Consider the following 25,094-nt stretch of genomic DNA (forward strand, 5'->3'; position numbering starts at 1 on the left):
ATCTCCTTCATTTCCAGATCGATCTCAATATGGACTGGCTTCAAATAGCATATGCACATCGCTAATGACGCCTTCTCTGAAGCCCCCTTCGCAGTAACAGAGGTAAAAATCCCACATACGAATGAAGCTTTCATCGAAACCAAGTGCCAGTACGTCTGCTTTAGCTGCTAAAAAGCGTGCTCGCCAATGATGAATGGTTTGGGCATAGCTTAAACCAATATCATCGAGCTGTTTCAGACGCAGTTTTTGGGTTGATGCTGCCAAAGTCATGACGCTGATAGACGGAATAAAACTGCCCGGGAAGATATACCGCTTAATGAAATCAACTGTATTAATGGCTTTTTCATAGCGTGCATCTTCAATGGTAATTGCTTGAATCAGGGCCAGACCATGCGGTTTAAGAAGATTGCGGCACTGGTTAAAATAAGTTGGCAGATACTGCTCGCCCACCGCCTCGATCATTTCAATTGAAACCAGTTTGTCGAATTTGCCTTCAAGAAGACGATAATCTTTAAGCTGCACATCAACTCGATGGCTTAAACCAGCCGCTTCAACGCGTGCCACTGCTTCATCATATTGCGCTTGTGAAATGGTAATCGTGGTGACTTTACAACCATAATTTTGAGCGGCGTAAATTGCAAAGCCCCCCCAACCGCTTCCAATTTCGACCAGATGATCGAGCGGTTTAAGCTGGAGTTTTTGGCAAATCTGCTCTTTTTTCAAATCAGATGCCGCTTCAAGCGTCATGTGCTCATCGGTAAATACCGCACTTGAGTACATCATCGAGTCATCGAGAAATAGCTTAAAGAAGTCGTTGCTTAGATCATAATGCTCGGCAATATTTTTACGACTACCCGTGATTGAATTTTGTCGTGATTTGTACCAGAGTTTTAATAAGCTTTGGCTTGCTTGTGCCACCACGTTTTGATTGATTTTATCGAGTACATGTCGGTTACGCGATAAAATCTGAATGAGCTCGACCAAGTGGTCGGTGGTCCAGTCACCGCGAATATAACCTTCGGCGGCACCAAGTACGCCATTTTTAAATATCAGTTCAATCAGTGCCGGATTATGCACCTCAATGGTGGCATGAAGATCTGAGGGCTCACCCACAGTTCCGTTCCACACACCGCGAAAAGTAATCTGACCGTGCTGTATTTTAAGAAGCCCTCTTAAAATCAGCGGTAATGTATCTTGTTCACCGTAAAGAAATGTCTTAATCATGGGTTATATATCCTTATTCTTTTTTGGGTGACGATAAAATGGAACTTTCTTGCGCCACAACTGGAAGGCTTGTAAATAAATCGAAGCTAACATTTTAAAAGGCTCCACACTATAACGAAGAGCATATCGATATTGCTGTGAAGGAAACGTGATGGGGTCTAAGGTGAAATTCATCGTGGCATCGAAGATCAGTTGTTGCTGTTCATAAAGCTGCATATGAATCACATTTTGTATATTTGAATGGCTGAATTTCCACTGATATGCCAGTGCCATAGGCATAAACGGCGACACGTGAAATGCCTTATCAAACTTAAACTGATAGCTCTTAAAATGCTGAATCTGTGCGTCTTGCTCGCGGCAATCATGCACGTAAACTTGACGCTCATTCCAAGGCGTATTGGTAATTTCACTCAAAATAAACTGAAGCTGTTGATCACGATTAAAAACGTAATAAAACACCACCGAATTAAAGCGAAATCCGAAATAACGGGGTAAAGCCAATACCCGAATTTCCCAGTCGGCCCGAGCAACGAAATTGGCATGTTCCAAAATTGCTTTTTTGACTCGTTCTCGAATACTACCGCTATACATCGTCAAGAAATCATCAGGCTTTATGCTCAAAATATTCCAGCGTCGTACCGACCATAATTTACATGTTTGAGCGTCGTGTTCAATTTGATCTGGATTGAACCACAGATAGGTCAGCTCAGATTCAAAAGCATGTGATTTTGGTGAATAACGGCGATGGCGAATTTTTGCAGGCGCACGTGCAAGTGAGGTCCAGAGCATCTGTAACTCCTAGTGCGATTAAGCATCCACCTGAATTTGATCGACAACACGCTGAGCACTTCGGGCACCATCTTCATGAAAGCCCCATCCCCAGTAGGCACCACAAAAAGACGTTCGATTGACCCCGCTAATTTCTGACCAGCGTAACTGTGCATCAATCGCAGGTCGGTCAAATACCGGATGACGATAGTGCCGTGTCACGAAAACCTGTTTCGGATTAATCGGCATGTTCGGATTGAGTGTAGAAAAAATCTGAGATGAACATGACAAATTTTGTAGACTGTTCATCCAGTAAGTAAAACCATAGTGCACTTTGGCACCTGATTCTTTTGAATGCTCAGGCGTCACGTGGACATGCCAACTGGCCCACTGACTGCGCGATTTCGGCATAATCGAAAGGTCTCGATGCACCACCATGGTATTGTCTTGATAACTAAAACTACCCAGAATATCTTGCTCGAGCGGCGTTGCGTCATGCAGCAACGGCAAACAGTCATCTGCATGTGCCGCAAAGATGACCCAGTCAAAATTCAAGACCTGATCATCTGTATGAATTTCGACATGATCGTCAAAACGCTTTACCTGCTGTACAGCCGTATGCTGCCAAGCAATATTGTTGCACTGCGCTTGAATGGCTCGAATATACGTTGCAGAGCCACCCTTCACTGTTTTCCATTGTGGACGGTCTTTAAGCTGTAGCATTCGATGATGCTGAAAAAAACTGACCACGAATTTATACGGAATCTCACCGACTTGCTCAACCGGACTCGACCATAGCGCACCGCACATCGGATATAAATGCTCTTCACGAAATGCGTCTGAATAACCATGCTGATCGAGATACGCCTCAATCGTCATTTCAGAATCGACTTCATCTATGTTTAACGCCTTGTTGGCTTCATAAAAACGAAGTAAATCCGAGATCATGCTTCTAAAACGAGAATTTGCAAAATTCTGTGGCCGGGTAAATAACGACCATTTTTTAGAAGGATTGTATTGTAAACCACTCACCAGATTGTTTACTGAAAAGCTCATGTCACTGTCTTGAGCGCTTACGCCGAGTTCGTTCAGCATCGCACAAAACAATGGATAATTGTGGGCATTAAAAACGATAAATCCACTATCAACTGCCACATGGCGGCCATCGACAAATAAGTCATGAGTATCGGTATGACCGCCAAAATACGCATTTTTTTCGAAGATCGTGACGTCGTGATGTTTTGAAAGCTTCCATGCGGCATACATGCCGGAAATACCAGACCCAATAATGGCGATTTTCATCGAACTTCTTCACTCTCAATTTTTTCTATATTTAATTGTTTAAATTCACGAGACGAGACATGTTGACGCGCTGCATAAACACGCTCTGGGACGTCTTTAATGCCCCACACCAGCCCTATCCAAGACATGATTTTAAGCAGATAATAGGTAATATCTATTTGCCACCAAAAGAAGCCTTGGCGTGTACTTCCTGCATAATAGTGATGATTGTTATGCCAACCTTCACCTAGAGTAATCAAGGACAAGAACAAATTATTGCGGCTTTCATCGTCTGTATTAAAATCACGTGAACCATAGCGGTGTGCCATGGAGTTGATACACAAGGTCGCATGCGTGAGCAGTACTGTTGAAATCACAAAACCCCAGACCAAGAGCTGTAGGCCATTGGTACCAAGTTGAGGCGCATAGACTGCCAGTGCTTCACCCAATGCATAGATACCAATCGCAGTAAACACCACGACAGGTAAACTAAAACGATCTAGCCAGATGAGTTCTGGAAACTTGAGCCAATCTTTAATGATGTTTTTACGCGTACCAAAATTTTCTTCATTTAAAAACCAGCCCACATGGCTATACCAAAAGCCTTTGGTCGATGAATGTGGATCTTGGTCGGTGTCGGTGAAACGATGATGATAACGATGGTGCGCCGCCCACCAAAGAGGCCCGCGCTGTGCACTCATGGTCCCAATTAAAGCAAACAGAAATTGAACCGGACGCGAGGTTTGAAAGGTTTTATGCGACAAATAACGGTGAAAGAATGCCGTAATGGCAAACATACGAATAAAATAGAAAAACACCATAAATAAGATGGCAAACCATGACACACCGACCCAGAAAGCCGCCAGACATGCCACATGCAAAACAATAAACGGAATAATTCTAAGCCATTGAGTTTGATGACGTTGACTTAAATTAGACGTGATTGTTTCTTGTGCGTTGTCTGTCGTCGACCAGCTATCGATCCATCGTAGAAAAAATTTAGACATTGATTCTTCCTGATCTGCAGCATTTCTCTCTATGGTGTCATTGTAGGAGATGCGATATGAAGTTTATGTGAAGCATTTCTCTTAAGAGTCGAACCGAGTCAGTGACTCGGCTTGACCTATGCATGACTCATTATTTTTGTGGAGTTTTGACCAACTTGGTTACATCATAGCCATAATCGCGCGCGGTTTGTAAATAAGATTGGTAGGTAGTTGTATCTAATTGTGGGTTACGTGACAAAATCCATAAGTATTTGTGTGATGGGCCACCGACTAAAACCGTTTGATAATCCGGATCAATCCGAAGTACCCAATAGTCGCCTTTGGTAAAAGGAATCCAGCGTAGACCTTTTGGTAAGAAACTTACTTTAAGTTTGCTGTTACCTGCATTTTGAGGATATGCAACACCTTCCGAACGAATCATCTCGCCAGATTGGGTGCGACAGCTATTAATGACTGCAACAGTCCTATCTGCATTGAGTGCATAGGTTGCAGAAGTATCACTGGCACATTTGCGCTGGAAATAGACTGGCAAATGCGCGATCTCAAACCATTTTCCGGTATATTTATTAATATCGATCTGCTCTACGGCTTTCGGTGCTTGCGTTTCAGCGTGCGCTGCAATGGCGCCAAAAATACTAGAACATACAACAGTTGAAATGGCTAATGTTTTACTCAAAGATTTCATGAAATTCACCTTATGTTTTTTCTATATTTTTAAAATACTGTATGTGTATGTGAATAAAGCGTGAAATGTACAACATCACTTATGTTTGTGGCATCACATTTTCATCATTTATGAGGTATTGTAACTAGCTTAAAGCATTTTAAACAACTGATAAATCTAAATTTTAAGATTTTAAAGATAAATCACCAAACAAACACTTCTGCTCAAGCTAATGAAAAAACAACTTCGCCAAAATATCCACATTTGTACTACACTCACAAAGAGATACTCAAGTTTTGAGTATTTGGATAAATCATAAGGACATATGCATACATTATGGATATTGATGATGAGCTAACGCTTAAAAAGATTCAGATTTTTTTAGCGTTTATGCGCTGTGGAAATTTAACAAAAACTGCAGCTGAAATGCAGATCAGCAATGTCAGTGTGCATAAGGCATTACACTCTTTGGAAAGTGCGCTACGTTGTCCTTTGTTTAAACATGAAGGCCGAAGCCTAATTCCTCTCAAAAGTGCTTATGTCTTGCAAGAAAATGCACAAAAACTAGTCCAAGACATGATTACGACTGTGAATAAAACCCGTGAAGCGGCTGGCTTTGCAGCAAAGGTTTTGCATCTCGGTTCGTTATATTCGCTCACCGTAAATACGATTCCAAATGTGATTAGTCGTCTGAAGCTGCGTCGAGGCGAACTCGATATTCAATTGCTCTTAAGTTCGAATCTAGATTTGGTTAAAAAGCTGAAATCGACTGAACTCGATGCAATTATCGTGGCCTTGAACGCCACCACAGACGATCCAGATTTTGAAAGTTTACCGATGTTTGAGGATAAAATTTTCTTAGCCGTCAATAAAAACTCGGCGCTTGCCAATATGCATGAGGTGGATTTGGCTAGCTTAAAAGATGAAACCTTTTTAACTTTGTCAAAAGGATTTGCTACACGCAGTGACAGCGATGAAGTTTTCGAAAATGCAGGGATTGACCCTAAAGTGTTTTTGGAAGTGAGCGATATTTTTACTCTGATTAGTATGGTCAGTACCGGCGTTGGACTCGCCCTTTTACCTGGTCGAATCTCGACGATTCACGAAAGCTCAGTGAAACTCATTCCATTAAAAGGTGCAAAACAGATTAAACAAGAAATTGGTTTGGTTTTTTTAAAAAGTAAGGAGCGTGATCCAAATCTTCTGGCTTTAATTGCAGAATGTCGCATGTTTGCAAAACAATACTTACATTCATAAATTGTCGGCAACTGGTCAATAAAAACCACTTGCCGAAGTTTCTTTTTAAGTGCATCAACCAAAAATTGCATTGACTGTCAGGAAAAAAACTGACGGACCGAGTAAGCATCCGAGTCCTGTATAAAAGGTTGCGACCAATGCGCCATATGGAACCAATCTGACATCTGTACCTGCTAAACCTGCTGCTGTACCACTGGTTGTTCCGGCCAAGCCACCAAATACCATTGCTGAACGTGGGCTTTTCAAATACATGAATTTTGCCAGTAGCGGTGTCCCCACCATAAAAAACACCGATTTAATTAAGCCAATCGCAATTGAAAGCGCAATCACATCAGAGCTTGCCCCTATTGCAGTGCCCGTAATTGGCCCGACAATATAAGTCATCGCACCCGCACCGATCGTGGTCATTGAAACAGGATCTTTATAACCTAAACACCATGCCACAATTACACCAATTGCAAAAGGTACAACGCATCCAAGCATAAGTGCGATTAAACCGATCTTGCCGGCTTTTTTGACTTCTTTTACATCTACTTCAAACGCAGTTGAAGCAATAGCAAGATCACGAATCATGGCACCACCCAATAGTGCAAATCCTGAAAAAATTGCAATATCAGAAATACCTTTGGTGCCATGTGTATACACGCCAGCAAAATATGCGACCACCAACCCTAAAGTAATTGCAATCGCTGAACTTTGTAATTTACCTTTGGTCAGATATTTAGATAAAAGATGTGAGACAAACATCATCAAACCTGTGATCGCCAAGGCGGTCACCAGCGCATTCTTGGTGAGTACTGCAATTAATGTATCCATGTTGAAGCTCCTTTTCTTTATTCAGTTCTTTTTATGCTGTTTTTTCGACTCTTTCGATTGTCCATTCATATGTTTCATAGTCGCCACTAATACGATTGAGATAACGAATCACCAATACGGTTCCGACCAATGAAGCCACTGAAACAATAATCCCGAGCACACCGCCTGATAGTGCAGCCACCACATTTTGTCCCGCGGACATCGCCACAACAATCGGAATATACATACCGGACCAGTACAACACACCAAATTGTGTCACTTGAGGTAGATAGCCTTTTTTTGCCAACAACTCCTTCATCAGAATAAGTAAGATCATTGAAATGGCTACACCACCGACATTGGCTTTTACTCCAAGTAGCATTCCAAGCGTATTACCCAGATAATCGCCGAGTAAGTGACAAATGGCTAAAATCGCTGTTCCATAAATAATCATTTTTAACGTCCTCTATCCATTGAGTTTCTTCATTTTTTGATAACTTCAAATGTATCCTTGCTGGATGTGCATCGCCGTCATCAGACTTTCCAACTGTGTATTCTGAAAGGACAACACGGTTCCTTCTTTGAACGTTTTTTTTGCCAAGCCAGTCAAGACATTTCCTGGCAATGCTTCAATGTGCAATCGGGCGCCTCTCTCCCATGCAGCGCGCACAGTATTGTCCCAACAAATCATCCGGCACATATTAAACACGATATCGTCTACGATCTGCCGATCCGTAAGCAATATTCTGGCGCTTGTACCACTTAAATATTTAATGCTGGGTTGTTGTGTACGAATTCCCTCCATCATCATCGCCAGTTGCTGTGCCTGTTGTGTAAGTAATTCACAATGCGATGGCACACTGATTTCGACTTTTTTACATACAGCGCCATTTTGCTGTGCAAGTGAACCCACCGCTTGCATGGCGTTTATTTCACCCGAAATTACAATTTGGGTTTCGGTGTTAATATTGGCAATATAAACTTCAGCCTGTGTTGATTTTACGGCGTTTACCCACATCTCGACACGCGCCTGATCTGCACCCAAAATGGCCGTCATACCATATCCGGAAGGATATGCTTCCTGCATGAGTTGTCCGCGCTTCGCAACCAGTTTTAATCCATCTTCAAATGTTATCACTTTGGCAGTCGTGGCTGCGGCCCAAGCTCCAATTGAAAGTCCAGCAACAAATTGGGGCTGGCCCGCATGTTCTTGTAAAAGTGCCGCACTCACCACGCCGGCAATATATAAACAAATTTGTACGGCATAGGTCGATTTCAGTGCATCTGGCTGATCAAGCAACATTACATCTTGATCTAATACATCAGAAGCTTGCTGAATATAATGTTGCACAAGATGATGCTGAGGCAGGTCGTGCAACATATTCGGATGCTGCGCGCCTTGTCCCGGAAATACCCAAATTGTGCTCATATCGATTCTTCCTTACTGCCAAGGGTTTTCAATCAATACCGCAGCATTCGATTGCTTGAGCAGTACTTTGCCAGTCGCCCTTGCCCATTCCTTTAAGGCAACGCCACCCCGCGGTGTTTGTAATTGCACATCTATTTTCAAAGCCAATTGATCTAACTGCTCTAGTAACCATGTTGCTTGTTTCTTGCACATCGCTTCAGGTGTACGGATAATCAGATCAATATCACTTTGCGGCGTAACGGTTTTCAATCCGGTTGCCAGCTCAAAACCGACGCTCCCGGTATATCCCCAAGCCCAACCTGATCGGTGCATCAGGATATTTATTTGCTCAAGCCGATCTTTTAAATCTGGAAATAGATTTAAATCAACGTGTGCCAATTGTTCCGGTTGCACACATTTTGTAATTGCATTGTAATGCAAATGTGTAGCAAAGCGCTCCCCGCGTGATCTTCCTCGAATTCCAACGGGAATCATCTGATTGATCATCACATCACGTCGAACCACTACAGGATGGCCATGTGATACAGCCGCAATCACCCACTGAGGTACGTTATGACCCAGCATTTGCGGTGTCATACCCCAAAGTAAATCATGTGGCTGTATCGAATTCATCATGACCACTGCGCCTTCATTAACTCACGAACACGCAATGAGGCTTGACGATTTTGAGCTTGCAAGCGATGCGATAAATCACAGCGCCCCTGCTGCTGAATATCCTCAAAAGCTGCTGCGATTGACTGAATCACAGACTCTAAGTCATGTTGGGTTGGATCTTCAGCCGATTCCACCTCAATTAGACCCGATAATAATCCTAAAGAGGCATAGCTTTCGATATCATAAGCCATGGGTGGAATACGCTGAGCCAGATGCTCAAGTTCCTCAACCGTACGCAAGGTCACGCGCGCAGCAGATTCTTTGCCCATAGCATGTACCATAACGCCAGAATCTTTGAGCGCTAGTATCCGATTGGCCTGATAACCATGCGCCAAAAAAGCACCAGACATTGATTTACCTACTAGCAGGCTCACTACTGCATGTCCTGCAAGACGAGCACGTGCATAGCTGTCTACGGCTGCGGCCAACGCCTGATGAATTCCTAAACTTTCTTCGCGTCTGCCATATGCCTGACTCGGTACATCTACCAAACAAAGAATGCCACGCTTTTTAGATGCATCTTGATCTTGTTTGATCAACTGGTTTACTGCATGGGCAAGTCCCCAACCTTCAAGTAGTCCCACTTCTCCATTACGCGCGCGTGGAAAACGATTTTGAGTGTCTGCAGTTATGCAAAATACCCGAACGATCTGGTTATTGATTTTGCCTTCGGCAATCTGTAACGATTCAATTCCGCTTTCGATTCGCTCAAAATTCTGGGTCAGTCGATCGAACCATACTTTCCCTCGAGTAGCCTGTTTGATTGCATTAACATCCATATTCATGCTTTTTCTCCCTGATACAATGCCTGTACTTCTGCTGGACTGATCTGCTGCGTGGTATCTAGGTGCTGAAGCTTTTCTAAGTAGTGTTCTGCTTGCATGCAACGAGGTCGTTGTGGTGATCCTTGCTGAATAAATTCGATGATCTGTGCCTTAATTTGCTCGCGGTTGTCATCGATATAGGCATCGATCAGACCAGTTTTAAAGCGTTGTTCACCCCCACAGATACTCCAAATAAATGGACGATCTTTGGCGTTATACTCTTGTAAACCCGCTTCTTGCTCAATGACTTGCGGACCATTTAGTCCTAGGCGCCCTTCTTGGGTCATGATCAGGTAACTGCATAAACCTGCAGCAATTGACATACCACCAAAGCAACCAACACTTCCGGCAACCACCCCGATGACAGATTGATGCTGACGTAACGCAACGATTGCAGCCTGAATTTCTGCAATTGCTGCCAATCCAAGGTTGGCTTCTTGTAACCGAACACCTCCCGTTTCGAGCAATAAAATCGCGACGGTGGGAATGTGATTGCGGTTGTCTTCAACGGCAAGTTCTAAAGCGCCTGCAATTTTAGCGCCTCCAACTTCACCAAGACTTCCTCCCTGAAACACACCTTCAATTGAAATGACCACCGCTGGCCGACCTTCAAACGTCCCCTTGATCACTACAACGCCGTCATCGGCTTGCGGCACGATATTTTGTTTGATTAACCACGGCGACATGATACGTGCAAAAGGATCGAGCAGTTCTTTTTGAGATGTTGCATCGAGTAGGCTTTTGGCACGCTGGCGAGCATCAAGCTCAATGAAACTCTGTTTTTTCAGTAAATAATCGATATCAGCCATGTTGCACCTCTTCAAAAGCCTGCTCGAGTCTTAAACGGACAACGCCCGGTGTGGCACCAAAGTCATGAATTTCGATGTTGACTGCACATTGCTTCGACTCTGAAAAAATACGTTCAAATAAATTTTTCCAGCGCTGCTCACTACCATCGACTGAAGTGATCACCTGAATGGTGGTGACATTCGACGAACTCGGTTCCATCAAAATTTCAAGATCTCCCGATCCGACACACCCCACCAATGCGGATTTCGCTGCCGCCTCGCTGGCTGAAAATTCAAAATTTAATATTTCCATGCTTGTAATCCTTGCGTTTCATTCCAGTTGATCTGCTCGACTTGATCGAGAAACAACAGCGAAGCCAGTAAATCTGCGGCACCTCCTGCCGATGCGCGAATCATCATCAGCGCTTGTTCATAATCAAGCAGCGCACGGTATCCTTGTTGGCTCGAACAGCCACCTAATGCCAAAATATTTAGCGCGCCGGTTTGGACACGATTCAAACCGTCCAGTCCTGCGCGATGAATTACACAGGTGTCGTCTAAGTGTGCCATCATGGCCAGTAAGGCATTAATCCGGGCTTTGTTTTCTTCAATGTGGTGTGCCCGACTACGATGCAGCTCGGTCAATCCATAGGTGGTGAGCACAGGAAATGCCTGTTGTGCCTGATGTTTTGCACCTTGAATGCCAAATTTTTTCTGGATCTTCTGACCATGACTCAACACAGCCTGAGCTGGCACAAAACGATCTGTTAAGCACGCAATCTGTGCTGCAATCTGGCAAAGATGCTCTACATCATGCGCATGCTGCTGCGACAGCTCCAATGCGGCTGCGGTGACCATGAGGCCCATCGACCAAATCGCACCACGGTGCGTATTTACACCATTTGTTATCTTGAGCATATGCTGCTCGCCATCACGTCCAAGCTGCCCTATCTCTTCGCGCAGTGCTTGTGAAACGTGACCATGCGCTTGGGCTGCTTCTGCCATGGCTTTAAACATCGGGTAAAGGCTATTTGCAGACCGCTCCATCAATTGAAGTGTCAAATCGTGATGAGCGCCACTACCGCGACGATCCACCAATGCTGGTTTAGGTGTCAGATTGACTTCATCGATTAGTGCTTGTACTGCTAGATTTGCAATTTGCTCTGCCCGTGTAAGTGCGGGTTTTGTATTTAATATGGCATTCATTACCAGCTCCTAAATTTCGCTGGGGGCTGATACAAACCATCTGACCAAGTCACCAAATCTGCAATATTCTTCGCGGCCAGCAATTCACGTGTCGCATCGGTACGCTTGATCCCTAGATCTTCTGGAAATACGACCAGTCCTTCTGCACGAAGTTGCTGGGTCTTTTTGGGATCTTGCTGTAAGCCAATTTCGGTCACGCCAGCCACTGCTGCAATCATGGCACGACGCTCTTCCTGACTACGTGCCTTATATAAGTAGGCGATGCCTTCCTCGGTTAATAGATGCGTGACGTCATCACCATAAATCATGACAGGAGCCAGCGGCATACCGGCTTTTTTGGCCACCTCGACGGCATCAAGTGTGTTTACAAATGTAGGTTTTCCACCTTCTTGATAGGTCTCGACCATTTGAACCACCAGCTTTTTACCTCGCGCGAGGTAGGTATCGGTATCCGAATGACCTTGCTGGCGCATATCCAGCCATGCTGGTGTATCATGACGACGACCTCGCGGATCATGACCCATGTTGGGGGCACCACCAAAACCTGCTAAACGACCTTTGGTTACGGTCGATGAATGACCATCACCATCCACTTGTAAGGTTGCCCCTATAAATAGATCAACCGCATACTGCCCTGCCAGTTGGCACATCATCCGGTTAGAGCGTAGTGAGCCATCTCGACCGGTAAAAAATACGTCTGGACGCGCAGCTACATATTTTTCCATTCCCAATTCGGTACCGAAACAATGCACACTTTCAACCCAACCAGTTTCAATGGCTGGAATAAGAGTTGGATGTGGGTTCAAAGTCCAGTTTCGGCAAATCTTGCCTTTGAGGCCCAAAGACTCGCCATAGGTAGGTAAAATCAATTCAATCGCAGCCGTATTAAATCCAATACCGTGATTCAATGACTGAACCTGATGCTTTTCATAGATTCCGCGGATGGCCATCATCGCCATCAGTACATGTACGGGTTTGATATGTTTGGGATCACGGGTAAATAGCGGTTCAATATAAAAGGGCTGATCAGCCACCACCACAAAATCTACCCAAGAGGCCGGAATATCCACGCGCGGTAAATCTTGTACATCATCGACCAGTTCATTGACCTGTACAATCACAATTCCATCACTAAATGCAGCAGGTTCAATTAATGCAGGTGAATCTTCGGTACTCGGTCCGGTATAAATATTGCCCTGACGATCCGCCATAAAGCCTGCCGACAGCACCACATTGGGAATTAGATCGACCAATAAACGCGAATAAAGTTCGATGTAGGTGTGAATGGCGCCGATCTCGAGTAGACCATCTTCAAGCAACTGGCTAATACGAAGGCTTTGTGTACCTGCAAAAGAAAAATCGAGCTTTCGTGCTATGCCTTTTTCAAACAAATCCAGATGCTCTGGACGTCCCACACTTGGCATGATCATATGTAGATCATGCAATACTTGTGGACTGGTCTGTGCAAGTGAACGAGATAAAAAATCGGCCTGTTTTTGATTATTGCCTTCAAGCACCACTCGGTCGCCCGGTGTGATCAAGGTTTCAAGTACCTTGATGATATCTTGGGTTGGAATCACGACACCGTCAGTATGTTGCTGTGCCATTTCCAGTTTGAGCTGTTTACTCTGACGACGCTTTGTCCATAGGCGTTCTTTATGCTGAACAGAACCTTCCATGTAATTTTCCTTAATGGTCATGTCTTGATCTGTTCTTATAAAATGCTTTTTTTGCGCTTGAATCAATCAAGCAAAATGCAAATTCATTAACCTAAAGTTAATGTTTTTCGCTCTTTTTTGAGTCTTTAGAATGTAATTGAGTAATCAAGTCAATGCTCATGATATGCCAGATTATTCTAGCTTGATTGAATTACGAAAGGACGATCAACTTGACTGGCAGTTTCATTTACACTATCAATGGGTTGATGGAACAGGAATAAGCGTCAAATAATCGATTGATGTAAACTTATTATTCTGTTGATCTTTACAACAACAGTTCAAACAAATGTTGCATGATATGGTTGAGTAAGAAAGATATACAAGGGAAAAATGTCTCATGAAAATGATTAATGCCGATTTTTCCAAAAAGGTCATTATTAAACCAGATGATTACGCATGGCTTACATCGCCAAATGGTGAAGTCGAACGTATGATGCTTGATCGAATTGGTGATGAAAAAGCACGTGCGACGAGTTTAGTTAAGTATGCGCCAAAAACGGTATTTCCAGAACATTCGCATCCACTGGGTGAAGAGCTATTTATCCTATCTGGTACATTTATCGAAAATGGAGAACAGCATTACCCAAAGGGTTGGTATATCCGTAATCCACATAATTCAAAGCATGTTCCTTCTAGCAATGAAGGTGCGTTGATTTTTGTCAAACTGATGCAAATGGGCGAAAACGAAACCGAAAAACTGGTGATCGATACCAACAACCCTGACAATTGGATCGTCGTTGAAGGTCGCACGATTTGTCCACTTTTCAGTTCCTTGACAGAAAATACGTATTTAGAAAAACTTTCTGCACAAGATGTACTCCAGCAACAATCTATCAGTGGTCTAGAAATTTTGGTGATTCAAGGTGAACTGCTGAATGATGATGATTATTATCCAGAAGGAACTTGGATTCGATATCCAGCCGACGCAACACATACACTTATCGCTTCAGACGCAGGTGCTGAGCTTTATATTAAATCTGGTCACCTATAAAAAAACCTCGATTAATCAATTGGGAGAAATTAACCGAGGCAAACGAGAAATATTTAAAGCCCTAAATCTGACAATCCCGGATGATCATCTGGTCGGCGACCGAGCGGCCAGTGGAATTTACGTTCGCTCACTTGAATTGGCATATCATTGATACAAGCAAAACGACGATGCATCAAACCGTTTTCCTCAAATTCCCAATTTTCATTACCATATGAACGAAACCAATTGCCAGAATCGTCGTGCCATTCATACGCATAGCGAACCGCAATACGGTTGTCGGTAAATGCCCATAGTTCTTTGATCAAACGATATTCAAGTTCCTTTTTCCATTTACGAGAAAGAAATGCTTTTGCCTCTTCTCGGTTTGTCGCAAACTCTGCACGATTACGCCATTTTGTGTCTAGGGTATATGCCAGTGATACTTTATCGGCATCTCGACTATTCCAACCATCTTCTGCAAGCCGCACTTTTTCAATTGCCGTTTCACGTGTGAAAGGCGGCAGTGGTGGTCGATTCTGTTCTTGGGACACGGGATATCCTCCAGAAAATTTAGATAAAAAATAATCCACTGTTTTAAGCTTTAGACCGATTGACTGGCCTGATTTAACAACAATTGCACGACATCTTTTGCGCTATCGGCAGAACTCATATCACCCATCACATGCGAGGTGGTAATTGCTCCTTCGATCAAGATAAGCAACTGCTTGGCCAAGACCATGGGTTGCTCAATATTCATTTGACTAGTGAGCTCAAAGATATAATCCAGAAGTTTCTGCTTATGCAGCTTTGCAATACGCCGCACAGGGTCTTCCGGATCACCAGTTTCTCCAGCAGTATTAATAAATGCACAACCACGGAAACCCTCAGACTGAAACCAGCTTTTGAGTGTGCTAAACATATTTAAAATACGCTCAGCGGGAGTTTCCCCTTTGTCACATTCGGTTCGAAACCAATGCATCCAGCGTTCATCACGCGCATTTAAGGCTGCCGCAGCTACGTCATCTTTGGTCGCGAAATAACGATAAATACTTTTTCTTGCCACGCCTGAGGTTTTAACCAAAAGGTCCATTCCCGTGGCATGAATACCCTTTTGATAAATCAGCTGCTCGGCAGTTTCCAGGATCCTCTCCCGGGTATTGGTGTTTTTTGTGTTCATAAAATGATGGTAGAACAATCGTTCTACCAGAGCAAGTTTTTTCTTTCAAATAAATTAAAAAAATCAAAAAAATTTAATCAAGATTTTGAAATTTATATGATTTATATCTGTAAGTATCTCTAATTGAAACCGCTGAGTTAGATGGTGAGTTGTTTTTGTACAAAGTTTCAATCCCGTATATGAAACTTCACTGAAACATACATCATATTGCGCTATGGTAAAATTTTGGCTATACCAAGCTACAAAATGTCGTTATTTCGCATATTGTTAGCTTAAATTATTGTCAGTTTTAGATGACTATTATTTCCCAAATACAGGAGATCTCATGAGTAACGTGATTGATTTGTTGAATGATCATAAGAGTGAACGTAGTTTTACAGATGAGGCAATTGATGATGCAACTCTAGAACGGATCATTAGCACGGCTTATCGTGCACCAACATCAGTCAACTCACAGCAAGTTTCAATTGTGGTGATTCGCGATGAAGCAAGACGTGCTGAAATCTCCAAGATTGCAGGTGGGCAACCCTGGATTGCCCAAGCACCCGTGTTTCTGGTCTTTGTGCTAGATATGTATAAGAGTCATGTCGGATTGGAATTAATCGGAGATCAGCAAATTGCACATGAAAGCGTAGAAAGTGTTGTCGCTGGCGCGACTGATGTAGGAATTGCATTAGGCTCTGTGATGGCTGCTGCACGCTCGGAAGGCCTTGGAATTGTGCCTATTGGTGGGATTCGTCGTGATTCTGATGCCATGATCAAGCTGTTAAAGCTACCCAAATATACCTATCCTGTCGCGGGTGTAGTGATTGGTCATGTAGATGTTCCGTCACATCACAAACCACGTCTTCCATTAGAAACCTTCCGTCATGACGAAACCTATAAGACAGATGGTCTAGAAGAAAAAATCTCGAAGTACAACCAAGAAATTGTCGAGCATTGGGAAAATACTGGTCGTACCGATGGTGATACATGGAGCGCTAGTGTAAGTGGTTATTACAAGCACATTTATTTTCCCGATGTACTCCCTAACTTGATCAAGCAAGGATTTGGATTTAACAAATAAGCGAACCCGACTAAATTGCCAGCATGATGTGATATGACATGCTGGCGTTTACGCAATTGAATTCATTCACCCCAAAAGCTTAAAAAGTAAAAATAGAATCAAAATCTTTTCTCAATAAAAAAAAGCATAGGTTTATAGCACTCTTATGTTTTTGGTCTTTATTTCACCATTCATTCCGGTATTCCTTTTTGTTAATTCTTCTCAATTTGTTAAGATGCTGACTGTAGATTTGCTAAAATTTGGCCAGCAAACAAGATATCAAGACAAATCTTATGCGCGTGGCTTAAAGGTTTTATCTGTATTTGGCTTTAACCTAATGATGGCATCCCCCAACCGATTTAAAAACCTGAAATAAAAGGCTTTACACAATTGAAATTAGACAGTTCAACACCTGACCTCTCCACACTAACACCGATGATGCAACAATACTTTAAGGTGAAGATGGAACATCAACATGCGCTGTTGTTTTATCGCATGGGTGACTTTTATGAACTCTTTTTTGAAGATGCGCGTAAAGCTGCAAAACTGCTCGGCATTACCCTGACCCATCGTGGAAAAAGCAACGGCGAACCGATTCCAATGGCGGGTGTGCCCTACCATGCTGCTGAAGGCTACTTGGCGCGGTTGGTTAAAGCTGGCCAAACGGTGGCAATCTGCGAACAAGTTGGTGAAGTCACAGGTAAAGGCCCAGTTGAACGAAAAGTAGTTCGTATCATCACACCAGGAACCATTACAGACGACGCATTGCTCGGAAGTTATCAATCTTCAAATCTGGTCTCGGTTTGCATTCATCAAAATAAGATCGGTTTGGCACTTCTGGACTTAAGTGCAGGGATTTTTAAGGTACAAGAACACGCGTTTCAAGCTGAACAACTGGCCATTGAGCTTGCTCGCTTGATGCCAAGTGAAATTGTAGTTGATGAGGATTTGGTCGATCAAAATATCCTTGAACAAATTAAAAAGCAAATTGAATGCCCAATCACCAAACGCCCAAATGTTGATTTCAATTTAAATAACGCCGAAAAAACCCTGTGCGATCAACTCGCTGTTGGCACGCTCGCTGGATTTGGACTCGATCATTTACCACTTGCAAAAGCATCAGCAGCAGCGCTGATTCATTATGCTAAAGAAACACAAAAAACGGCGTTGCCTCATATTCGTTCGATCCAGCTCGAACAAAGCACCGACTTTATTGCGCTAGATCCCATTACTCGCCGTAACCTAGAAATTGTCGATCCGTTGTTTGAACATGGGACATCACTTTTTCAGCTTATCAATGACTGTCAAACCGCAATGGGCGGACGTCTACTCAGCCGCACGCTCATGCAACCCATTCGTGATACTGCTATTCTTGACGCACGGCTCGACGCCATTCAGCATCTGCTTCATGGCTATCATGAAACACCACTTCGACTGGTGCTTAAAGAAATTGGAGACATTGAACGCGTCCTTAGCCGTGTCGCGCTAGGCAGTGCCCGCCCTCGCGATTTGGTACAGTTACGCCAAGCCTGTGGTCAAATTCCTTTTCTAAGACATGCTTTACAGCCAGTTTTTCAACAACAAAAATCGGCATTGTTGCATGATCTTGACCAACAGTTAGGTGATTTCAAAGCACTGCATCAATTACTTAATGCCGCGATTGTAGAAAATCCGCCAGTCTTGTTGCGTGATGGAAATGTCATTGCAGAAGGTTACGACGCAGAACTCGATGAGTTGCGTCAAATTCGAGATCACGCTGGACAATTCCTGATTGATCTTGAAATTAAAGAACGTGAATTGAGCGGTATACCTACCCTTAAAATTGGCTACAACCGGGTAAGTGGTTACTACATTGAATTGACAAGAGCGCAAGCAGAACAAGCGCCAAGTCATTATATCCGTCGTCAGACTTTAAAAAATGCAGAGCGCTACATCACGCCTGAGCTAAAAAGTTTTGAAGATAAAGTGCTATCGAGTGAATCGCGTGCGCTGGCACGAGAAAAACTTTTATTCGAACAACTCCTAGAAACACTGCGTCAAAACATTGCCAATTTACAGATGATGAGTGCCGCAATTGCGCAAATCGATGTGTTAAGCAACTTTGCCCATCAGGCACGTTTACTGAATTGGAACCGTCCAAGTTTTGGGCCGGAAACAGGCATTAAAATTACAGCTGGTCGCCATCCGGTGGTGGAAGCACTCAATAAGAGTCCATACACCCCTAACGATACCTTTTTAGATACGCAGCATCGCATGGCGATTATTACTGGTCCCAATATGGGCGGTAAATCCACATTTATGCGTCAGACGGCGTTGATTAGTTTACTGGCCTACTGTGGTAGTTTCGTGCCAGCACAGTCTGCAAAACTTGGCCCAATTGATCGTATTTTCACCCGAATTGGTTCAGCCGATGACTTATCGACAGGTAAATCTACTTTTATGGTCGAAATGACCGAAACCTCGCAAATTTTGCATCATGCCACCCATCAATCTTTGGTACTTATGGATGAAGTTGGGCGTGGTACCAGTACCTATGATGGCTTATCCTTGGCTTGGGCATGTGTACTCGATCTAACCAAACGCATTAAATGTTTATGTTTATTTGCAACGCATTACTTTGAACTCACCGAGCTAGGCCATGAACATGGTATTGATAACTATCATGTAACAGCAAAGGAAATTAATGGAAATCTGATTTTATTGCATAAGGTTCAGCACGGCCCAGCGAGTCAAAGTCATGGTCTACAAGTTGCAAAACTGGCGGGTATTCCTGCAAGTGTAATTAAAGAAGCACAAAAGCGCCTTAAAATTTTAGAAAAACAGCAGCTTGATCACGCACAAACAGCAGTTCAAACTGATTTATTTGCTGCGGTTGAACATACTGTGGCCGATGAACAGATGATCGAGGTTAAAAAACCATCTCCTGTGCTCGAACATCTTCAGCAGCTCGATGTGGATAGCTTAACACCTCGACAGGCTTTAGAAGCTCTCTATCATTTAAAAGAACAGTTAGATCACTCATCGTTATAATGTGAGCAAATCAGGGTGTCTGCTATGGATGCCCTTTTTTATCTCTGCTTGTAAAATGAGCCTATACAAATGTTAAAAAACGTGAGTGTATAAGCTCACAACCATACAAGTACGTCTTAATCTGTTATAGTTATTTTGGCAATCAATTATAAAAGCGGCAACAATTCTAAAAATCATTAAGGTGAGACTATGCCAGCAATTCAGCTACTATACGTGAGCAAAACCAATAGTGAACATCATCAAATCAAAAATGACCTGATGGAAATTTTAACTGAGGCTGTTCAATACAATTCACGCAATGGTATTACGGGTGTGCTGTATTATGGTAATGGTTATTTTGTGCAGTGCCTTGAAGGCGAAGAAAAGACAGTAAATGATATTTTCTACACCAAAATTATCAAAGATCCACGTCATCAAAACTGTGAAATTTTAGCGTCGAAATATATCGATCATTCACTATTTCAACGCTGGAGCATGAAATTTGCGCCGATTAATAAAAAAATGAAGGCCTTTTTTGAACAGCACCATATTGATGAGTTTAATCCTTACCTTTTAACACATCACACCACAGAACCTTTCATTCAGTTATTGTCTGAAGAACTTCATCAGGATATCCTGCATTATCCACAGCAAGGCTATTCAGATTGAGTTGACCAGAGGCAACGCTAAACCGGAGCTAAAAAATAAATCAGGACAAACAACTGAACGACAAAGCTTGATTAAGAATCGATATCATTTAAATATTTGTTTTTACAGGTATAAATAGGAGTACAGCTAATAAAAAGTGTGCAATAAAACAAGCAATAAAAGATTATAAATCAGTTATTTAAATCCATTTCATGGATTTAAATAACAAATATCAATAAAAGGAATTGTTCGATTGCGAGTTTTTTGCCTAAAATAGGCAAGTTTTAATGAAAACCATATTTTAGGTAGCTGTCGCCATGACCTTTGTTGTCACTGAAAACTGTATTAAATGTAAATATCAAGATTGCGTAGAAGTCTGCCCAGTTGACTGTTTCTATGAAGGTCCAAACTTTCTTGTCATCAATCCAGATGAGTGTATCGACTGTGCGCTTTGCGAGCCAGAATGTCCTGCAAATGCTATTTTCTCTGAAGATGAATTACCTGAAGGTCAGGAAGTCTTTATTGAACTTAATGCAGAATTAGCACAAAAATGGCCAAACATTACCCAAATTGGTGATCAGCCTGCAGATCGCGAAGAATGGAATGGCAAAGCAGATAAGCTTCAATATCTAGAGAAGTAATTAATTAAGGATCAGCACTGTCTGATCCTTTTTTATACCTCAAATCAACATTTGATTGCAAAAATTTCATAATTCTAAGACCATTTTAGATTAAAATAGCGACTTTAAAATAAGTTGTTGATTTTGTTATGTCTAAGGTTTTGAAAGGTTTGTTTGCATTCAGCCTGATTCCGGTCATGATGGTTGGTTGTACCACAACCTCTCAAAAAAAAGCGACAATTCATGACATTCCTCGTGGTCATCGTATACACATTCCTCAAGAAACAATTTCAATTGAACGCCCTGTTCGTCCTAAAATAACCCCAAGTTCATACTTATACTGGCTCGAAAACCCGACAAATCGTGCGCAAGTTCAAGATTATCAGGCGTTTTTAACTCGCAACGATGTTGCCAATATTGTGCCAAATTATGAATTACTCCGTACAGCACGTGACTGGCAAAAATGCGGTCGCTCAGAATATGCCGTACCTAATCGTGAATTATGGAATAACGCCCTTCCTACACTTCGGGTCTTGAAATATCTGGTGGCTGCCAAAATTTTGACAGACTTTGAAGTCACTTCGGTTTACCGCGATTTGCCACTCAATCAGTGTGCAGGTGGCGCAAATTCCTCTCGCCATTTATTCAATTCAGCGATTGATTTTAGAATTGGGCCGGAAATCCCTCAGCCGCAAGATTATGCTTTTATCGAAAATACCAAATTTAAACTCTGTCAATTTTGGTCACAACACGGGCAAAGCTTGAATATGGGGCTAGGCTTGTACAGTACTGGACAAATTCATATCGATACGCAAGGCTATCGTACATGGGGGCCTGACCACAGCAGAAACAGTTCGATGTGTAATTTTTAATTGATTGATACGAGTGGCACCCAATAGAGATCGATTTGATCTCTTTTTTTATTTTATTTTTTGATTTCCTTGCCAAATCTCATAGAATTGTCAGGTTTTTAAATACACTTCCCTCTCTTAGGACTAAAGGTATACTTGCAATGCAACAGCAGTGGAACGACATTGATCACTATATTGAATCAAAATTAATTCCAGAAGATGCAAATCTTAAATTTGCCCTGAACAATACCTCAGCTCAGGGTTTTCCAGATCACTTGGCTGTTGCTCCCAATCAAGGCATGTTATTGCAAATGCTCATTCAGATGAATAAATGCAAACGCGTTTTGGAACTTGGCACATTTGCAGCGTATAGTACTTTATGGTTGGCACGGGTGCTTCCAGAAGACGGTTATCTCATGACTATTGAAGGGCGAGACAATCACGCTGCGCTAGCACAGCAAAATATTGATCAGGCGAATCTAGCCGTACCAATTGAGTTAAAGGTGGGCCGTGCAGCAGAAATTTTAGCGGCAATAGACGCCAGCACTTTCGAACCTTTCGATTTTATTTTTATAGATGCAGATAAACAAAGTTATCCTGAATATTTAGAGTTAAGCCTTAACTTATCGCATTCTGGTACAGTCATTGTTTTAGACAATGTGATTCGCGCTGGCGCACTTATCGATACAGAAAACCAGCGTCCAAGTATCGAAGGTATCCGCTCTACTTTTGAACTTATGCAGAATCATCCGCGACTTTTGTCGTCTACAGCGCTTCAAACTGTGGGTTCGAAAGGACATGATGGTTTTGCAATCGCGATTGTCAAATAGCGATCAAAAAACAGACTTGAATATTTTTTGTATTTAAATCAAATATTTAAATACAATATTTATGTTTTTCCATATAGTTATCCACAACATTTGCGGATAACTATTGTTACATTATTTGGCAACCAGCAACGGCACACTTGCATTTCTGAAAATTGAAGTGGCAATACTTCCCAAAAAGAACTGATGTAATTTACTGTGACTAAATGCACCCAGTACAATCATCTGAATACCAAGCTCTTGCTGATACTCAAGAATATTTTCAGCCACATCGCCATAACGATACACGGTTACCACATCAAGACCTGCTGTTCGAAGGTACTCTTCGGGGTCTTTGAGTACTTCGGGATGATCCCCTACATACAATAAATGGCATTGTAAAGTTTTGAGTAAATCACTTTGGGAGATTCGTTGCATGATATTTAAGCATGTTGGTGAATACTCGTAGGCAAAGATAAACCGAGTCGGAATTTTAAAGTTCTCACCCACCGTCATTACGGTACAGTTCGCTCCACGAATAAAATTCTCTACATTACTTCCTATAGGCTTATTTTTTTCAGCGGCACGCTCACCCACTTTACCAATCACGACAAAGTCTGTTTCTCTGAGCACACTAAAACTTTGCTCTAGGAAATCACCTTTCTCCTGAATCTTTGTACTTTCCAACCCATACTTATCTAGAATCATTTCCGAGATATGTTTGAGTAGGTTATTACTATAATCGATTGCTAATTCACTTTGTTTTTGTTCAAGCTCTGCAAGCTCTTTGAGCAACATCGCGTTACTTTCAAATCCGATGACGCCACTAATTTCACCTAAATGGTAGCTTGCAGGATAATAATCTAATACTTGTAAAAGCACCAATTCCCGTTTGGTTTCTCTTGCTACCCACGCAGCTGCTTCTGCAATTGCATTGATACAAGGTGAAGAATCAATACATGCGATTACGCGACTCATACTTGCCTCTCTTCTTTAAGGTCTTTGTGCCTAGAGATTTTTTGACATGTTTTTAACTTATCATATTTATTTCAGAATAGGATTTATTTCAGTTATTTTTTTAGATGTCTAGAATATATAATCCTTTTAATATTACTTTAAGCCCATCAAGGTATGTTTGTGATAAGATTCACATAATTTAACTAAAATATAGAAAAGCTATCAAAAATAAGAATTTAAGCAGAATTTACAATCATAAAATAGCCGACATTTTTAATTTATTTATTGAGATTTATCACTTTTTTCATTAAAAAGGTTATGCAAATTATTCTTATGCTAAATAAAAAAGAGGGTTATCATGTTTTCATTATTTACCGGGAAACTTAGCAGTGTTTTAACAACTGTATTTCAAGGACTGACTCAAGCTGTGGGCAAAATTGTTGATGCTGTTGTAACAGCAGCTGAAACAATTACTGATGTTGTGGTCGACTCAGTCGTTACACCTGTGGTTGACGTTTTAGACCATGTTCCTGTTTTGGGTGATGTTGTAGGTTCAGTCACTGGCCTTGTTACATCTACAACTGATAATTTATTCGATACACTTCATAATACCGCTGCAAACATTACTTCTGGCGATCTTGCTGAAACTGTTGGCGATCTTGTCACAGACACCACTGGTTTAGTAACTAACTTAGTGACTGACACAGCTTCTACACTTGATTCAATTTCAACAACACTGGTCGATGCTGCTCAAGACATTCCTGTAGTCGGTGAAGTGGTTGAATCTGTTTCTAATCTTGTGACTTCAACTTTAGAAAATGTTTCTACAACTGCTGAAAATCTGTATGGCAACCTTGTTGAAGGTGATTTACTGGGTGCTGTAACCGATTTACTTTCTGATACAACGTCTGTAGCGGGTAATCTGGTAACTGACGTATCTACAACTGTAGGTGATGTTCTTGACAGCACTGACGTTGTTACAAACTACGTGACTCAAGTGCCTGTACTTGGTGGTGTAATTGCGGGTGTTCTAGATTCTGTAGACAACGTTGTAGATACCGTTGGTGACGTGGGCAAGTATGTTGCTGACGTTGATCCAGTTCAATTGGTCAGCGATCTTCTTAATGCACCAGCGGAAACACTAGGCACAGTTGTTGTTGATGTTGCGGGTGTTGTTGCCGATCTTGCTGACGACCTTAACCCATTGGTTGCTTCTACTGCTTCAACACCAGTATTGGGTGCAGTAGTTGAAACTGTAACTGATGCAGTAGATCTAGTTTCAGGTACAGTTGCATCTGTAGGCACAGGCTTACAAGGCTTTAATGCACTTGACGAATTGATTAACAGCACTCTTTCTCCTGTTTAATAACTTAAATTTTACATGAGAAAAAAGGCC

At 42.2% G+C, this 25,094-nt stretch carries 26 protein-coding genes; 9 read left to right on the plus strand and 17 right to left on the minus strand.

Annotated features, from left to right (window positions below; translation table 11 throughout):
- Nucleotides 1-24: 24 nt before the first annotated feature.
- The 5 genes from KCV09_RS05255 to KCV09_RS05275 all read right to left on the minus strand — a co-directional run bounded on the left by KCV09_RS05255 (nt 25) and on the right by KCV09_RS05275 (nt 4,965).
- Nucleotides 25-1,224, minus strand: a complete 1,200-nt coding sequence (locus tag KCV09_RS05255; RefSeq protein WP_025094690.1) for an SAM-dependent methyltransferase — start codon at nt 1,222-1,224, stop codon at nt 25-27.
- 3 nt (nt 1,225-1,227) lie between these two features.
- Nucleotides 1,228-2,013, minus strand: a complete 786-nt coding sequence (locus KCV09_RS05260; protein ID WP_048766058.1) for a DUF1365 domain-containing protein — start codon at nt 2,011-2,013, stop codon at nt 1,228-1,230.
- An 18-nt stretch (nt 2,014-2,031) separates the two neighbouring features.
- Entirely contained in the window at nt 2,032-3,294 is a 1,263-nt protein-coding gene (locus KCV09_RS05265) for an NAD(P)/FAD-dependent oxidoreductase (protein WP_149930981.1), read from the minus strand.
- Nucleotides 3,291-4,280, minus strand: a complete 990-nt coding sequence (locus KCV09_RS05270) for an acyl-CoA desaturase (protein ID WP_025094693.1) — start codon at nt 4,278-4,280, stop codon at nt 3,291-3,293. Before KCV09_RS05270 ends, KCV09_RS05265 begins: the two co-directional genes overlap by 4 nt.
- A gap of 130 nt (nt 4,281-4,410) precedes the next feature.
- Nucleotides 4,411-4,965 (minus strand): lipocalin family protein, encoded by a 555-nt coding sequence (locus KCV09_RS05275; RefSeq protein ID WP_212515650.1) that lies wholly within the window; start codon nt 4,963-4,965, stop codon nt 4,411-4,413.
- A gap of 315 nt (nt 4,966-5,280) precedes the next feature.
- Between KCV09_RS05275 and KCV09_RS05280 the strand changes: the two genes are divergently transcribed.
- Nucleotides 5,281-6,201: a LysR family transcriptional regulator gene (locus tag KCV09_RS05280; RefSeq protein WP_055414999.1), complete on the plus strand. Its 921-nt coding sequence runs from the start codon at nt 5,281-5,283 to the stop codon at nt 6,199-6,201.
- Nucleotides 6,202-6,255: 54 nt separating this feature from the next.
- Here KCV09_RS05280 and madM read toward each other — a convergent pair whose 3' ends face one another.
- Genes madM through mdcA form a run of 9 tightly spaced genes read right to left on the minus strand, consistent with a single transcriptional unit; the run spans nt 6,256 to nt 13,576 of the window.
- Nucleotides 6,256-7,017, minus strand: a complete 762-nt coding sequence (gene madM, locus KCV09_RS05285) for a malonate transporter subunit MadM (RefSeq protein WP_004938028.1) — start codon at nt 7,015-7,017, stop codon at nt 6,256-6,258.
- Nucleotides 7,018-7,048: 31 nt separating this feature from the next.
- Nucleotides 7,049-7,450: a malonate transporter subunit MadL gene (gene madL / locus KCV09_RS05290; RefSeq protein WP_004938029.1), complete on the minus strand. Its 402-nt coding sequence runs from the start codon at nt 7,448-7,450 to the stop codon at nt 7,049-7,051.
- A 45-nt stretch (nt 7,451-7,495) separates the two neighbouring features.
- Entirely contained in the window at nt 7,496-8,425 is a 930-nt protein-coding gene (gene mdcH / locus KCV09_RS05295) for a malonate decarboxylase subunit epsilon (RefSeq protein WP_151746791.1), read from the minus strand.
- A 12-nt stretch (nt 8,426-8,437) separates the two neighbouring features.
- Nucleotides 8,438-9,040, minus strand: coding sequence for a malonate decarboxylase holo-ACP synthase (locus KCV09_RS05300; RefSeq protein WP_212515651.1), 603 nt, complete (start codon nt 9,038-9,040; stop codon nt 8,438-8,440).
- Complete coding sequence (gene mdcE, locus KCV09_RS05305; protein ID WP_212515652.1) at nt 9,037-9,864, minus strand: biotin-independent malonate decarboxylase subunit gamma; 828 nt, start codon at nt 9,862-9,864, stop codon at nt 9,037-9,039. Before mdcE ends, KCV09_RS05300 begins: the two co-directional genes overlap by 4 nt.
- Entirely contained in the window at nt 9,861-10,712 is an 852-nt protein-coding gene (locus KCV09_RS05310) for a biotin-independent malonate decarboxylase subunit beta (RefSeq protein ID WP_212515653.1), read from the minus strand. Before KCV09_RS05310 ends, mdcE begins: the two co-directional genes overlap by 4 nt.
- Complete coding sequence (locus KCV09_RS05315; protein WP_004938041.1) at nt 10,705-11,004, minus strand: malonate decarboxylase subunit delta; 300 nt, start codon at nt 11,002-11,004, stop codon at nt 10,705-10,707. The genes KCV09_RS05310 and KCV09_RS05315 overlap by 8 nt, the downstream gene beginning before the upstream one ends.
- Entirely contained in the window at nt 10,992-11,897 is a 906-nt protein-coding gene (locus tag KCV09_RS05320; RefSeq protein WP_212515654.1) for a triphosphoribosyl-dephospho-CoA synthase, read from the minus strand. The genes KCV09_RS05315 and KCV09_RS05320 overlap by 13 nt, the downstream gene beginning before the upstream one ends.
- The gene (gene mdcA / locus KCV09_RS05325; protein ID WP_212515655.1) at nt 11,897-13,576 is read right to left on the minus strand and encodes a malonate decarboxylase subunit alpha; all 1,680 of its coding nucleotides are present in this window, start codon (nt 13,574-13,576) and stop codon (nt 11,897-11,899) included. The genes KCV09_RS05320 and mdcA overlap by 1 nt, the downstream gene beginning before the upstream one ends.
- Before the next feature lie 376 nt (nt 13,577-13,952).
- On the opposite strand from mdcA, the gene KCV09_RS05330 reads away from it, so the two are divergent.
- Complete coding sequence (locus tag KCV09_RS05330) at nt 13,953-14,606, plus strand: cupin domain-containing protein (protein ID WP_212515656.1); 654 nt, start codon at nt 13,953-13,955, stop codon at nt 14,604-14,606.
- A 53-nt stretch (nt 14,607-14,659) separates the two neighbouring features.
- On the opposite strand, the gene KCV09_RS05335 is transcribed toward KCV09_RS05330, so the two are convergent.
- Both KCV09_RS05335 and KCV09_RS05340 read right to left on the minus strand, forming a co-directional pair.
- Nucleotides 14,660-15,136 (minus strand): nuclear transport factor 2 family protein, encoded by a 477-nt coding sequence (locus KCV09_RS05335; RefSeq protein WP_004938052.1) that lies wholly within the window; start codon nt 15,134-15,136, stop codon nt 14,660-14,662.
- 50 nt (nt 15,137-15,186) lie between these two features.
- Nucleotides 15,187-15,762 carry a TetR/AcrR family transcriptional regulator gene (locus tag KCV09_RS05340; protein ID WP_212515657.1) on the minus strand — a complete coding sequence of 192 codons (576 nt, stop codon included), beginning with the start codon at nt 15,760-15,762 and terminating at the stop codon, nt 15,187-15,189.
- Between the two features lie 325 nt (nt 15,763-16,087).
- On the opposite strand from KCV09_RS05340, the gene KCV09_RS05345 reads away from it, so the two are divergent.
- The 6 genes from KCV09_RS05345 to KCV09_RS05370 all read left to right on the plus strand — a co-directional run bounded on the left by KCV09_RS05345 (nt 16,088) and on the right by KCV09_RS05370 (nt 22,765).
- The gene (locus KCV09_RS05345) at nt 16,088-16,828 is read left to right on the plus strand and encodes an NADPH-dependent oxidoreductase (RefSeq protein ID WP_119026029.1); all 741 of its coding nucleotides are present in this window, start codon (nt 16,088-16,090) and stop codon (nt 16,826-16,828) included.
- Nucleotides 16,829-17,242: 414 nt separating this feature from the next.
- Nucleotides 17,243-19,837 (plus strand): DNA mismatch repair protein MutS, encoded by a 2,595-nt coding sequence (gene mutS, locus KCV09_RS05350; RefSeq protein ID WP_151746805.1) that lies wholly within the window; start codon nt 17,243-17,245, stop codon nt 19,835-19,837.
- Nucleotides 19,838-20,026: 189 nt separating this feature from the next.
- Nucleotides 20,027-20,485, plus strand: coding sequence for a BLUF domain-containing protein (locus KCV09_RS05355; protein WP_119689847.1), 459 nt, complete (start codon nt 20,027-20,029; stop codon nt 20,483-20,485).
- A gap of 296 nt (nt 20,486-20,781) precedes the next feature.
- The gene (gene fdxA / locus KCV09_RS05360) at nt 20,782-21,105 is read left to right on the plus strand and encodes a ferredoxin FdxA (protein ID WP_004938070.1); all 324 of its coding nucleotides are present in this window, start codon (nt 20,782-20,784) and stop codon (nt 21,103-21,105) included.
- A 128-nt stretch (nt 21,106-21,233) separates the two neighbouring features.
- Nucleotides 21,234-21,956, plus strand: coding sequence for a D-Ala-D-Ala carboxypeptidase family metallohydrolase (locus KCV09_RS05365; RefSeq protein ID WP_025094707.1), 723 nt, complete (start codon nt 21,234-21,236; stop codon nt 21,954-21,956).
- Nucleotides 21,957-22,096: 140 nt separating this feature from the next.
- Nucleotides 22,097-22,765 carry an O-methyltransferase gene (locus KCV09_RS05370; protein ID WP_004938079.1) on the plus strand — a complete coding sequence of 223 codons (669 nt, stop codon included), beginning with the start codon at nt 22,097-22,099 and terminating at the stop codon, nt 22,763-22,765.
- Nucleotides 22,766-22,876: 111 nt separating this feature from the next.
- Here the strand turns inward: KCV09_RS05370 and KCV09_RS05375 are convergent, their stop codons facing one another.
- On the minus strand, nt 22,877-23,719 hold the full coding sequence (locus KCV09_RS05375; RefSeq protein ID WP_004938081.1) for a universal stress protein: 843 nt from the start codon (nt 23,717-23,719) through the stop codon (nt 22,877-22,879).
- A 337-nt stretch (nt 23,720-24,056) separates the two neighbouring features.
- Here KCV09_RS05375 and KCV09_RS05380 point away from each other — a divergent pair, with 337 nt between their 5' ends.
- Entirely contained in the window at nt 24,057-25,064 is a 1,008-nt protein-coding gene (locus KCV09_RS05380; RefSeq protein ID WP_212515658.1) for a hypothetical protein, read from the plus strand.
- Nucleotides 25,065-25,094: the final 30 nt, after the last annotated feature.

It is taken from the genome of Acinetobacter soli (assembly GCF_018139125.1).
GTDB lineage: Bacteria > Pseudomonadota > Gammaproteobacteria > Pseudomonadales > Moraxellaceae > Acinetobacter > Acinetobacter soli.

Bases quoted from the DNA above. Each gene is read 5' to 3' on its own strand.
- KCV09_RS05255 (WP_025094690.1), bottom strand. From the start codon at position 1,224: ATGATTAAGACATTTCTTTACGGTGAACAAGATACATTACCGCTGATT.
- KCV09_RS05260 (WP_048766058.1), bottom strand. From the start codon at position 2,013: ATGCTCTGGACCTCACTTGCACGTGCGCCTGCAAAAATTCGCCATCGC.
- KCV09_RS05265 (WP_149930981.1), bottom strand. From the start codon at position 3,294: ATGAAAATCGCCATTATTGGGTCTGGTATTTCCGGCATGTATGCCGCA.
- KCV09_RS05270 (WP_025094693.1), bottom strand. From the start codon at position 4,280: ATGTCTAAATTTTTTCTACGATGGATCGATAGCTGGTCGACGACAGAC.
- KCV09_RS05275 (WP_212515650.1), bottom strand. From the start codon at position 4,965: ATGAAATCTTTGAGTAAAACATTAGCCATTTCAACTGTTGTATGTTCT.
- KCV09_RS05280 (WP_055414999.1), top strand. From the start codon at position 5,281: ATGGATATTGATGATGAGCTAACGCTTAAAAAGATTCAGATTTTTTTA.
- madM (WP_004938028.1), bottom strand. From the start codon at position 7,017: ATGGATACATTAATTGCAGTACTCACCAAGAATGCGCTGGTGACCGCC.
- madL (WP_004938029.1), bottom strand. From the start codon at position 7,450: ATGATTATTTATGGAACAGCGATTTTAGCCATTTGTCACTTACTCGGC.
- mdcH (WP_151746791.1), bottom strand. From the start codon at position 8,425: ATGAGCACAATTTGGGTATTTCCGGGACAAGGCGCGCAGCATCCGAAT.
- KCV09_RS05300 (WP_212515651.1), bottom strand. From the start codon at position 9,040: ATGATGAATTCGATACAGCCACATGATTTACTTTGGGGTATGACACCG.
- mdcE (WP_212515652.1), bottom strand. From the start codon at position 9,864: ATGAATATGGATGTTAATGCAATCAAACAGGCTACTCGAGGGAAAGTA.
- KCV09_RS05310 (WP_212515653.1), bottom strand. From the start codon at position 10,712: ATGGCTGATATCGATTATTTACTGAAAAAACAGAGTTTCATTGAGCTT.
- KCV09_RS05315 (WP_004938041.1), bottom strand. From the start codon at position 11,004: ATGGAAATATTAAATTTTGAATTTTCAGCCAGCGAGGCGGCAGCGAAA.
- KCV09_RS05320 (WP_212515654.1), bottom strand. From the start codon at position 11,897: ATGAATGCCATATTAAATACAAAACCCGCACTTACACGGGCAGAGCAA.
- mdcA (WP_212515655.1), bottom strand. From the start codon at position 13,576: ATGGAAGGTTCTGTTCAGCATAAAGAACGCCTATGGACAAAGCGTCGT.
- KCV09_RS05330 (WP_212515656.1), top strand. From the start codon at position 13,953: ATGAAAATGATTAATGCCGATTTTTCCAAAAAGGTCATTATTAAACCA.
- KCV09_RS05340 (WP_212515657.1), bottom strand. From the start codon at position 15,762: ATGAACACAAAAAACACCAATACCCGGGAGAGGATCCTGGAAACTGCC.
- KCV09_RS05345 (WP_119026029.1), top strand. From the start codon at position 16,088: ATGAGTAACGTGATTGATTTGTTGAATGATCATAAGAGTGAACGTAGT.
- mutS (WP_151746805.1), top strand. From the start codon at position 17,243: ATGATGCAACAATACTTTAAGGTGAAGATGGAACATCAACATGCGCTG.
- KCV09_RS05355 (WP_119689847.1), top strand. From the start codon at position 20,027: ATGCCAGCAATTCAGCTACTATACGTGAGCAAAACCAATAGTGAACAT.
- fdxA (WP_004938070.1), top strand. From the start codon at position 20,782: ATGACCTTTGTTGTCACTGAAAACTGTATTAAATGTAAATATCAAGAT.
- KCV09_RS05365 (WP_025094707.1), top strand. From the start codon at position 21,234: ATGTCTAAGGTTTTGAAAGGTTTGTTTGCATTCAGCCTGATTCCGGTC.
- KCV09_RS05370 (WP_004938079.1), top strand. From the start codon at position 22,097: ATGCAACAGCAGTGGAACGACATTGATCACTATATTGAATCAAAATTA.
- KCV09_RS05375 (WP_004938081.1), bottom strand. From the start codon at position 23,719: ATGAGTCGCGTAATCGCATGTATTGATTCTTCACCTTGTATCAATGCA.
- KCV09_RS05380 (WP_212515658.1), top strand. From the start codon at position 24,057: ATGTTTTCATTATTTACCGGGAAACTTAGCAGTGTTTTAACAACTGTA.